Here is a 10,632-nt window from a genome sequence, read left to right as displayed (position 1 = left end):
TTTAAAGAACTTAATTTTAATTTGTTAATCAACTTATTCATAACCAACTAAATCGTTTTGCCCTGTTGTGGTTAACGTGTTTGTATATGGTTTGTTGCGTGGTTAAGCAACTAAGTTAACAAATAAAAACCGAATAGAAAATCCGCGAGGATTTTCGTAAGTAGGCTAGAACCAGCAATAAATTATATACGGTGTTGGCAACTGGCTTTTATTTTTCTATTATTCCGCTAAATGTTTTCGATTCGCTATAAACCTTTATTCCGAAAAGATTCCATTTCAAAATTCCATCAGCAATAAATTCCGCTTTTTCATTCGGTTTATAATTGTTCGTTTGAATCGACTTAAATTCCCAAACATAACCACTAACAAATCCTGTCAAAAAACTATTACTTTCAATTGGGATAAATTCATTTTTTTCAACAGAATATTTTACGTGCATATTTATGTCGAAAGTCAAGTTGTCTTCGAGTATTACTTTTTTAACTTTTGAATTATTCTGTTTATTATAATCTTCATTTATCGTAATTCTATTTGTATTTTTTTCCGAGTTAGAGGCAGAAATTATTTGTACAATTCCAATTACCATTATAAAAATTGAGATAACTTTAAATTGAGGTTTAAAAATTCGTTTTCCTTTAGCTATAAATCCGACAATTAGATATAGAAAGTACAAAACAATCATTCCGTTTATTATTGACCAAATTAAATGTATCATAGGTTTCAGTTTTTTCAGCTTGTTGCCAACGTGTTTGTGTATGATTTCGTTGCGTGTTTCAGCAACTAAATTAGCAAATACAAACCGAATAGAAAATCCGCGAGGATTTTCGTAAGTAAGCGAGTACTAGCAATGAATTATACACGGTGTTAGCTTTAGTTTTTATTTTCTCATTCTTTTTTTTGATTCCCTCAAAATTTTCCTATGTTCTGAAGTCAATATTCCTTTTGTATGTTGATAATTTAATGGTAGATAGTTTCCTTTAATTTTAATTTGTTCAAATTCATTAAGCTCTTCTAACGTACAGTTTTCATATTCAACAATACAATTTTCGTCCATAAAGTCATTTACTATATTTTTACTTTTTGACATAGGTAAATCTAATAATCCACAAAGAGTAGTTCTTAATGAAGATAATCTCCCATTTTCAACTCCCTTTTCGTGAAAATTATTATAATCTAACATATGGTATTTCACCAATCTATCGTGTCCATTTTTAGCTTGACCAATATAAAGCAACCCATATTCTGTACTGCTAAAAGTTTTTAATTTAATTTTTTCAAATTCAATTTCTGTTTCTACTTTTGAAAGTAAATCTCCGAAAATATTAGTCTTAAACCACCAATAATAAACTATTGGTTCTTTTGTTATTTTTATATTGTTTTCTCTTATAGATTTTACTTTTAAACTCTCCATTATAGTGTTATTTTGTGTTCTAAAAAATCGTTCGCACAACCATAATGCCAATTTGTCCTTGTTTTGGTTTCGTATTTTACAAGTTTAAATGAGCTTTCATTTTTAAGAAATGGTAAACCAGAATAAATATTTTTCTTATTATAAAATATTATTTTTTCGTTAGGCAAATCTTTAGTTAAATTGTAAAATAGTTTTAAATAATCCGCACCACCAAAAAAAACGATTTTTTCATTTGGATTGACTTTTGTTAAATGGTTGAAATCTTCATAAGAGTCAGTTTTCTTTCGTTGAGAGTTTTTATCTGCTTTTTTTGAAAATGTAATATCGTATTTTGGGATTTTAAATTCTGAATTTATTATTCCCCAACCTGCTGATAAAATAAATAAATTAGATTTATACTTTTCATATAGTGAACTATATATTTTGTTTTTGTATAACTTATAAGATTCTAACAGATTATTATTTTCTTGAGAATTCACATATTCTCGCCAAGTTCTATTTTCATTTGGGATTTGATTGTCAGGATTGAAATGGTTTTTACTTTCTTCATTTGGCGAAGAAACAAATGTAATTTCGTTGTTTTTATAAACTAAATTCCCTCCATTTTTTGAGCCACTACAGCTAATCACAATTATCATATTTTCTTCTTTTCTGAATTTTTCTTGGAAATTAAAGCTAACGGTTTGGTACATGAAAAGTTGCGGATTTTAAGGTGCAATTTTTCAAGTTTTAAATTTAGTATTTTTTTATTTTAGAAACATTCTATTTTAGATAATTAAGCAATTTTTTATGTGCATTGTTAGCCACAGTAGGGCAGCACCCAAATATTAGGCAAAAACTTAACTTACATATCTACTCCAAAACCAACCGGACCAGAATGCCAGCGAAAAGTATTTAAATCCTCTTTTCAGCATTGATTAAGCAAATCAGAATCTAAACACAAAATCAATTTCATTGCATTTAGGTTGGTAGTTTAAGATTTGTAACTACGCCTTTTTTGGAAAAGAACGAGTCAGAACGCCAACGAATTATTCATTTAAACTATTCATTTTTCAGCCTAGTTTTTAGTTTCTTAAAAAACTATATTTTTCTTGCGTTTAGTTCCCAAAAAAGGATTGAAATCGCACAATTTAACTTAAAGAACTTAATTTTAATTTGTTAATCAACTTATTCATAACCAACTATTTCAATCGTTTTGCCCTGTTGTGGTTAACGGTCTCGGCTATGAGTAGTTGCGTGGGTTAGCACGAAACTTTGCAAGTACACAACAAACTGAAAATCCGCGAGGATTTTCAGAAGTATTCGAGAACAAGCAATTACTTATAGCCATTGTTGTGGTTAGTGTTTTTTTATTTATTTACTCAATTTTAAAATTCTAAAAGCACCTTGAATTACCAAAACAAAAACTATTGTTCCGATAATCAAATCAGGTTTGCTTGAACTCAACCAGTTTACCAAAAGTCCAGCTGTTATTACTCCTAAATTTATAATCACATCGTTTGAAGTGAAAATCATACTTGCTTTCATATGTGCCTCTTCCTTACTTTTTGATTTTTGTAAAATGTAAAGACAAATTCCGTTTGCAATAAGTGCGAAAATTGACACTATAATCATTGTCGAAAAGTTGGGTAATTTCTCGTCTCCGAAAAATCTCCTTAAAACTTCTACAAATCCAATAATTGCAAGTGTTATTTGAAAATATCCAGCAAGTTTGGCAATCCGTTTTTTCTTTATTACTGTTCCGCCAACCGCAAACAAGCTAATACCGTAAACGAAACTGTCCGCAAGCATATCTAAACTGTCGGCAACCAATCCCATTGATTTTGAGATTATTCCTGTTGTCATTTCAATTATGAAAAACGCAAAATTTATGGCAAGTACAGACCAAAGTAGTTTTTTTTGGTTTGCATTTTCATTAAATTCTGTTTGGTCGGTTTGTTCAGTCGAGATTTTCTTTCCGCCTAAATTCAGTTCGATAACTGATTTTTCAATTTTGTCAGTTTCTCCGCTGTGAAAAACGGTCAGTTTTCGGTTGGGAATGTCAAAGTCCAAATTCGCAATACTTGAAATTCCGTCCAATTTCATTCGGATTAGATTTTCCTCCGAAGGACAGTCCATTTTAGTAATCTCAAATATTGTTTTATTCATTTAGTTTCTCGGTTTTTCGACATTAACCACAACGAGTTTTTATAAGATTTGTGCGACTGGAAAATCGGAGATTTTTCGGACGTAGCAAATTGTTTGTTGAATGTTTGTCGTTTGTATTAGTTCAAATTTAAGCATAAATTTTATGAGTTGTTGCAAGCTGGCTTTTTTGAATTCAATTAATCTATTGAAACAAAAACTTTTATAATTCCTAATTCTTGCCACTTTCCATTTCTGAATTCTGGTCTTGACCTTAGATTTCCTAAAACTCCTGAAGTTTCTCGAAAACTGTTAGCTTTCCATTTTTTTCTTTCACTCGTTCCGTTTGCATAATAAGTGGTTATAAATGCTTGTTTCGTTATTAGTAATTTTCTTTTGAATTCAGATTCTCCTGATGGATTTAATTCTATCGGTAAAATTGTGCTACTATAATTAAATTCTCTCGGTTTAGCAAAATTCTTTGTTTCACTTTCGATTATATTCGAAGATTTCTCGTTAATCTCTAATTTTAATTCTTTAAGTACGGAATCAATTAATTCTCCATCATATTCACTTATAAAATCCTGTTTAATTAATTCAACCAATTTTTCGGTGTAATTCTCGGAAATAATCTTTTTGGTAAGTTCTTTAAAATCTTGTTTTTGATTAATTTTTTTTAGAGCCTCAATTGTGAAATTCTTTAATGATTCTGCATTGTGATTTTCTTTATTAAATAACTCTACAAATGTTTCTCCTTTTTTGTTATTTTTCTCAAATCTGATAGTTTCAAGTAAAATAGGATCTTCTTGTTTTGCTAAATTACCATCGTAAAAAATTTGAATACTTTGCCCAATTAAAATTCCATATTCCAATTTCAAGTGGCGCATATATGAAAATAATTGTTGTTGAAATGTAGAATTTAGAGGAATATTCGGTTGTTTAATTTCAATAACAAAAAGTTTTTGACTTGTAGCAGACTTTATTACAAAATCTGGCATAATTCGATTTGCAGCTCCAAACTGAAATGAAGGTCTAACATCAAAATCTCCCAGAAATTCTTTCCAGTCTAAAACTCTTAATGCTTGAATTACATTTTTCTCAAAATCGTTTTCATTTATATCAGTTTTTATATTTTCTGACAGTAAAAAATTTATTTCATTCCATTTGTCTTGATTCATAACTATTTCATTTTTCGGCTTGCTTGCAACGGTTTAGAGCATGGAAAGTTGCGGTTTGATAACCGTATTTTTCCGATGTATAAATTTATGTTTATTTTGTTTTAGAAACATTCTATATTTCTCTCTTTAGCAATTTTTTATGCGCATTGTTGGCTCACGTTATATTGATTACTAAAATTAAATAGATATTTTCTGTATTTTTTGTCTTTTCATTTCTTGTAACTCAATATAAGAATAACCCAAAACTGTTTTTAGATTAGATCTTTTAACTAAACTACCTTGTTTTATCAATCCAAAAAACATAGCTTTTATGCTATCTATTACTAACTTATTATTTGATTGAATTCCTTCTAGTTCAACTTTATTGTTGTTATGACCATAATAAGTTGAATAAAAACCTAGTTTCAAGTCTGTATTAACTCCAATTCGATATTGATAAGGAATTTGATTTTCGAATATATAAATATGTATTTTTTTTGATGTAATTAATTGCATCGCAATATGTGGATTATCTCTAATGTATTGTACAAAGGAAAATTTTGAAATAGCTAAATAAATATCCAAAGTTTCAAAATTTGATAATTCAAGTATTCTTGGATATGGATCAAACTCAGGGTAACCTCCAGTATTAGACATTAACATGATTTCACCTCCTTTTAGAAACTTATAACTGACAAATATTTTGTTAAAATTTTTAATTATCTGTTTTCGACTACCTAATCTTTCAAAAGTTTTGTAAAATTTAAATCCAAAAATTCTAGATAACCTATATTTTAATTTGTTAATATCAAAGATTAGCATTGTTAGCAATGCAGTTACTAATCCAATAAGAATATCTAAAAAAATTGTGCTAATTATTCCCATACTAATATTTTTCTATTATAGTATTGATATTTTCTAAAAAACGAGTCTTATCAAATTTGTATTCAGTATTTGGAGCAAAATCATTAAATGACATCTCATGCCAATTAATTAATATTTCTTTTTGAAAACAGGCAAGGTCTGAATTATTTATTTGGGATAAAATATTTGACATTTGATTAATGATATGTTCCTTTAAAACATGTTTAATTTTATACTTTTTAATCAAACTTATATAATTTGATTTATTATTGTTGCATTTGGTATTCCAGAAAGAGTTTAGCTCATTAAACTCCTTTTTATTTACCTTTTCTTTTAAAAAGATGATAGGTGAAGAAATAATTCTCATATCAAAATCTTCATAGTTCGCCTTCGTCATATCAAAATAATCATTTATTAGCTGACCAATAATTGCTGATTTCTCTTGTATAAGAAAAATAGTATTTAATTCATTTGTTGACAAATTAGTCTGACGTAGAGCTCCAGTCCAACTTTCCCTTAAAAATCTTGTTCTTAACATACTTTGCTTTATATAATCTTCATAACTTATATCTAATGTATTATTTAATCTTTGATTTAAAATAAGCCCTGAGTCTTCTATTGAATCAATAATTCTATCAAGGTCTTTACTCTCAGTTTTATTTTTAAACAAACTAGTGATTACGTTTCGAAAAGTAAATAATGAAATTACACTTTTATTAAGCCCAAATTTTATTGGAGCCGTTATTTGATTATATCTAGTTTTTTTATTATCAACAATATCATCTAAGAGTGTCCATATAGCAAAAGCAAATTCTGGCAATAAAAATATAGTAAAATTGTTTTTTAAAGGAGAACTTAAAAGAAAAGGGACTACAGATTTAAATTTTCTATAGGGTGTTGTTTCAATAATGAATTTGTAAATTGTATACGGTGTATTGTTATTATAAAAATTTAGAGAAGAAATTTTTGGAAAAATATGGGTATAAAATATTGCTGAAAAAGTTTGATCTACCAATTTTGGATATGAAATTGATTTTGAAAAAATAATTTCACTAAACTTTTGAATTATGATATAACTATCTATAACTATCTTTTCTGGTAATTCAGAAATACCAAAAAAATTTATATCTGCTATTTCAACATTATCTTTTTTATAATTATAATTTTCACATTTAATCAAAAAAATATCTACTTCCCATTTAGATCTTTTCAGTTTATATAAGAATTGAGAATAGGTGCAAATTAAATTAGTTTCTTCCTTCAATTCTCTAATTACAGCTGTCTTAGAGTCCTCATTTTTTTTATGGTTACCCGCTGGTAAAGACCATAAATTAGGCATGTCACTATCTGTTGGGCTTCTTTTTACTAATAAAATTTTATCATCATTTATGATAATAGCACCTGATATTTTTTTCATCTCAATTTTTTAATGTGCGCCAACGTGTTTTTATAAGATTTGTGCGACTGGAAAATCGGAGATTTTTCGGTTGTAGCAAATCGTTAGTTGAATGTTTGTCGGTTTGTTATTTAGTTTAAATGTAAGCATAAATTTTATGAGGTGTTACCCAACGTTTTTTTCTCGTAAAAGTTTCTCAACGTATTCAATCGCCTCTTTTCTATACTCTGTTTTGTTTTCAATGATTTTCTGTAATTTCTCAATATTCATATTCTGAAAATTTTCTTTCATAACTTTCAGTTCATCATATTCCTCAATTTTGACTTCATATTTTTTTTTAGGATTATTTTTATCAATAATTGGCAAACCTCTAAATCTAAATTCTGTATTTGGAATTTTCGGCTCAGAAATTACATCGTGTAAAAGATTTGTCAGATAATATCTATCTCCGTTTTTAAAAGTCAAATCCCAATATCCAAAATCTGAAAAAGTCATAGCAAGTCGAAATCCATTATCAAATTTATCTTGATGGTTTTTACATCGATTATAAACTGACCGTTTTATGTCATTAAAGTTATATTTTGTCTTAACTCCGTTTTTGATAATTTCGATTTCTTCCTCGAATTCATTAATTGAAAATGATGTTTTACGGTTTTCAAAATAGTAATTAATTACTAAAATAAAATCAGGAATCGAAGTGAAGAATATTGCAAAAATTCCAGATTTTATCAAAATCAAATGAGTTATTTCAACATTGTCGTTTTGTTGTTTTATATAAATGTAAGTCAAAGCAAAAACTAGAATAGAAATCTTTATTCTGAAGAGTTTAATTATCGGTTTTATGTTGAAATTATATGTTTTCAAATCTAATGTTGGGTAACGGTTTAGAATAACCAAAGTTGTGATTTGGCTATCGCAATTTTTCGTTTTATAAAACTACTAAAATAAATGTTTAGAATTATTCTATTTTACGAAAAGCACAATTTTGGTTATGCATTGTTAGGTGGCGTAATATTCTTTTTAATTTTTGTTTTTCATCAGTTATCATCTTATCAAGTTTAACAGAATCTATTTCTGGTTTTTCTCTAGGAAGAAGAGTTTTATTCATATTTTCTATTATATTTTTTCCTGTTTTTAATCCAAAAGTTTCTGTGAATATATCAAGATTATCCTTGTACGTAATTGAGAAAAGATTTTTAAGCTCCTTATCGATTGTTGCAAATAAAAATATTTCTTTAGACTTATTCTCATTAAAGTATAATGAACTCCAGTAAGATAGATAAGTTAAATCCCAAGCTTGATTAGTACATTTATTAATGATTTCTTCATAATCATTATTAGCGTTTCTGAAGATTTTACTTTTTTCACCGAAGACAAATACTGAATAAAAAATCGTGTATTTACAAATCAAAACATTATCATAAATCCATAAAAATAGAAGTCTGAATTTATTCTCAACTGAAATATTTTTGTCAAAATATAATTGAGATATTTTCAGCATTTCTAAATAATGCATTTTGAAATGATCGTTTTCTATGAAAAAATCATTTTTGTAAATATTTCTCGACTTTATCGGTGAAATTGTTTTTGTTCTTCCCATTGCTAAATTTAACCAATCGGAAAGATTTATTTTTTTGAAAATATCAAGAAAAACATTATTCTCAATATTGGATTTATTATCTCCTTGCTTAAAATGGGAATATTCCATTAGTGCTAATCCTGCTGTTATTGTTACTCCATTGTATTCTGTCCAAGTTAATAGTGAGCTTATTAACTTTAAACTAAAATCATCTTTTAAAGTGCCTTTTTCCGCTAAACGCAATATGGGAACAAGTATGTTTCTATCAAGTATTAAGATAAAATCTTTATTGTTGTAAAAAGAAAAGTCAGGTATTCCATTTGGTGAAATTATAGGATGAAAAATTATCTTTTTATCAATTAAAAACAAAGTGACTTTCTTTAATTCACTCGATTTAATTGTTGTAATTTTCATATTTTCTTCTTTATGACACCTAACGTTGTTGTATATGAAAAGTAGCGGATTTTATGCACTTTCCTTTCCGTTGTGTAATTAATTTTATTTGTGTAATAACTTTCGGTCTATTACTTAACCGTTATTTTTTATATACGGTGTTACCTGCTGTATTTTTTCAACCGTTTTGTTTATATTAGTTGTCTAATTTAATTATTTATGTCAAGACAACCTGTTTCTAATACTGACTTTATTTCTCTATCAGAGAAAACGTTTTTAGATGTTCAATTTTGCTATTCTTTACCTACCGAAGATATTATTAATTTTAAAAACTGCATTGTTACAACATTTAGTCCAAAGTATAAAAGTAAAAGGGTCTATAAATCTGTTGGTTTTTATACAAACTTAAATAATAAATGTCTAAATTCATTAGAAGGTGACTATGCTTATATTTCCACAGATTTTGATTTAGATTCTGCTCATTCTATTGTAGATAAGATTAAGTCAGTCCATTCTATTGAGTAGGTTCTTCATCTGTTCCTATAATACGGTCAATTGTTCGTTTTTCATACCCAGCTCCTGAATTCCAAGAGCCTGTCATAACAAAATCCCAAATTCCATTTGCCATTGGTAAATTCACATCTCCTGTTTGTGGGTCGTGAGTTAGTGTTACAGCATATAATCTAGTCAGAGAATGGTCCATTTCTCCTCTTCGTGTTCTAAATTTCATAAATGCTTCTAAATCTTTTATTTCCATTCGTTTGTTGTTTTTCCACAACGCTGCCCCATATTGCAGGTAACGGTTTAGTATAACCAAAGTTGTGATTTGGTTTTTGTGATTTTTCGTTTTATAAAACTAATAAAATTAGGATTAAGAAACATTCTATTTTACTAAATGCAACAATTTTGGTTATACATTGTTGGCTTTAGTTATTTCCCTCTTTTTTAGAATCGTTTTAATATCAGCATACAAATATCCAATTCCGATAAAGATTCCAAAAACGCCTCTCAAATCCCCTTTAAAAATCATAAATACCGATATAATTGTTATAAAAATGGTAAAAGGATAAAGAAATGCTCTTATAATTATCTTTGAAGTTGTCCATTCGTTTTTTTTCAACTCTTTATTCTCAATATTTTCTTTCGTCTCAACTCCAATAATTATTTTTAAATCCTCAATTAAATATTTTTTTTCTCGATTATAAATTGCTCTCATAACTAGATAAAAACCATACATTAATAAACTATAAAGTACAATCGGAATTAAAAAATATAAGTTAACTTCTTTATAATTCTGAATCATTGGAATTATAATCATCATAGCTGTAAAAGAGGAAATAGCAACTATTAATAAAATCAAACAAAGTTTTCCGTACAAACTCAATTCAGTTTCAATATTCGAAATCTCGTTATCTTGATTAAAATCAATTTTAAAAATTGGATAAAACCCACCTGTCCATAAATTCGAAGTCCAAATAATATAGTTATTTCCGTTTTTCTCTGCAATAGTTTTTCCTTTATGAAATAAACTCGTCAAAATATGATTCCATAAAGTATTTTCTCTTTTTAGTTTGATTATTCTATCAATTTTTTCTTTGTGGGTTTTCATAGAATCTTTTTCAGTAATTAAAGCCAACGGTTTGGTACATGAAAAGTTGCGGGTTTTAAGGTGCAATTTTTCAAGTTTTAAATTTAGTATTTTTTTATT

General features: G+C 27.5%; 11 protein-coding genes and 1 pseudogene. 1 reads left to right on the top strand and 11 read right to left on the bottom strand.

Going from position 1 to position 10,632, the window contains the following annotated elements; all coding sequences use genetic code 11:
* Positions 1-208 precede the first annotated feature (208 nt).
* The 9 genes from Q0714_RS14085 to Q0714_RS14045 all read right to left on the bottom strand — a co-directional run bounded on the left by Q0714_RS14085 (position 209) and on the right by Q0714_RS14045 (position 8,945).
* Positions 209-715: a hypothetical protein gene (locus tag Q0714_RS14085; RefSeq protein WP_092853803.1), complete on the bottom strand. Its 507-nt coding sequence runs from the start codon at positions 713-715 to the stop codon at positions 209-211.
* 162 nt (positions 716-877) lie between these two features.
* Positions 878-1,411 carry a GIY-YIG nuclease family protein gene (locus Q0714_RS14080; protein WP_298266180.1) on the bottom strand — a complete coding sequence of 178 codons (534 nt, stop codon included), beginning with the start codon at positions 1,409-1,411 and terminating at the stop codon, positions 878-880.
* Positions 1,411-2,103, bottom strand: coding sequence for a hypothetical protein (locus Q0714_RS14075; protein WP_298266178.1), 693 nt, complete (start codon positions 2,101-2,103; stop codon positions 1,411-1,413). Before Q0714_RS14075 ends, Q0714_RS14080 begins: the two co-directional genes overlap by 1 nt.
* A gap of 661 nt (positions 2,104-2,764) precedes the next feature.
* Positions 2,765-3,559, bottom strand: coding sequence for a cation transporter (locus tag Q0714_RS14070; protein ID WP_298266176.1), 795 nt, complete (start codon positions 3,557-3,559; stop codon positions 2,765-2,767).
* 176 nt (positions 3,560-3,735) lie between these two features.
* Positions 3,736-4,713 carry a type I restriction enzyme HsdR N-terminal domain-containing protein gene (locus Q0714_RS14065; protein ID WP_298266174.1) on the bottom strand — a complete coding sequence of 326 codons (978 nt, stop codon included), beginning with the start codon at positions 4,711-4,713 and terminating at the stop codon, positions 3,736-3,738.
* A gap of 177 nt (positions 4,714-4,890) precedes the next feature.
* The gene (locus Q0714_RS14060; protein ID WP_298266172.1) at positions 4,891-5,577 is read right to left on the bottom strand and encodes a hypothetical protein; all 687 of its coding nucleotides are present in this window, start codon (positions 5,575-5,577) and stop codon (positions 4,891-4,893) included.
* A 1-nt stretch (position 5,578) separates the two neighbouring features.
* Entirely contained in the window at positions 5,579-6,973 is a 1,395-nt protein-coding gene (locus Q0714_RS14055) for an NUDIX domain-containing protein (RefSeq protein WP_298266170.1), read from the bottom strand.
* Between the two features lie 144 nt (positions 6,974-7,117).
* Positions 7,118-7,684 (bottom strand): hypothetical protein, encoded by a 567-nt coding sequence (locus Q0714_RS14050; protein ID WP_298266168.1) that lies wholly within the window; start codon positions 7,682-7,684, stop codon positions 7,118-7,120.
* Between the two features lie 226 nt (positions 7,685-7,910).
* Entirely contained in the window at positions 7,911-8,945 is a 1,035-nt protein-coding gene (locus Q0714_RS14045; protein WP_298266166.1) for a hypothetical protein, read from the bottom strand.
* Between the two features lie 198 nt (positions 8,946-9,143).
* Here Q0714_RS14045 and Q0714_RS14040 point away from each other — a divergent pair, with 198 nt between their 5' ends.
* A complete protein-coding gene (locus Q0714_RS14040; RefSeq protein WP_298266164.1) occupies positions 9,144-9,449 on the top strand; it encodes a hypothetical protein in 306 nt (101 codons plus the stop codon).
* Here the strand turns inward: Q0714_RS14040 and Q0714_RS14035 are convergent.
* Positions 9,439-9,681 (bottom strand): hypothetical protein, encoded by a 243-nt coding sequence (locus Q0714_RS14035; protein ID WP_298266162.1) that lies wholly within the window; start codon positions 9,679-9,681, stop codon positions 9,439-9,441. The genes Q0714_RS14040 and Q0714_RS14035 overlap by 11 nt on opposite strands.
* Before the next feature lie 153 nt (positions 9,682-9,834).
* Positions 9,835-10,632 (bottom strand): annotated as a pseudogene (locus Q0714_RS14030) (hypothetical protein); the annotation flags it as partial.

Origin of the sequence: uncultured Lutibacter sp., assembly GCF_947493565.1 — a bacterium.
GTDB classification, from domain to species: Bacteria; Bacteroidota; Bacteroidia; order Flavobacteriales; family Flavobacteriaceae; genus Lutibacter; species Lutibacter aestuarii.
The sequence above is the reverse complement of the archived record's forward strand: the minus strand, read 5'-3'. Positions and strand labels throughout refer to the sequence as shown.

Coding starts and splice junctions, on each gene's coding strand:
- Q0714_RS14035 (WP_298266162.1), bottom strand. CDS start 9,681: ATGGAAATAAAAGATTTAGAAGCATTTATGAAATTTAGAACACGAAGA.
- Q0714_RS14080 (WP_298266180.1), bottom strand. CDS start 1,411: ATGGAGAGTTTAAAAGTAAAATCTATAAGAGAAAACAATATAAAAATA.
- Q0714_RS14055 (WP_298266170.1), bottom strand. CDS start 6,973: ATGAAAAAAATATCAGGTGCTATTATCATAAATGATGATAAAATTTTA.
- Q0714_RS14045 (WP_298266166.1), bottom strand. CDS start 8,945: ATGAAAATTACAACAATTAAATCGAGTGAATTAAAGAAAGTCACTTTG.
- Q0714_RS14060 (WP_298266172.1), bottom strand. CDS start 5,577: ATGGGAATAATTAGCACAATTTTTTTAGATATTCTTATTGGATTAGTA.
- Q0714_RS14070 (WP_298266176.1), bottom strand. CDS start 3,559: ATGAATAAAACAATATTTGAGATTACTAAAATGGACTGTCCTTCGGAG.
- Q0714_RS14065 (WP_298266174.1), bottom strand. CDS start 4,713: ATGAATCAAGACAAATGGAATGAAATAAATTTTTTACTGTCAGAAAAT.
- Q0714_RS14075 (WP_298266178.1), bottom strand. CDS start 2,103: ATGTACCAAACCGTTAGCTTTAATTTCCAAGAAAAATTCAGAAAAGAA.
- Q0714_RS14085 (WP_092853803.1), bottom strand. CDS start 715: ATGATACATTTAATTTGGTCAATAATAAACGGAATGATTGTTTTGTAC.
- Q0714_RS14040 (WP_298266164.1), top strand. CDS start 9,144: ATGTCAAGACAACCTGTTTCTAATACTGACTTTATTTCTCTATCAGAG.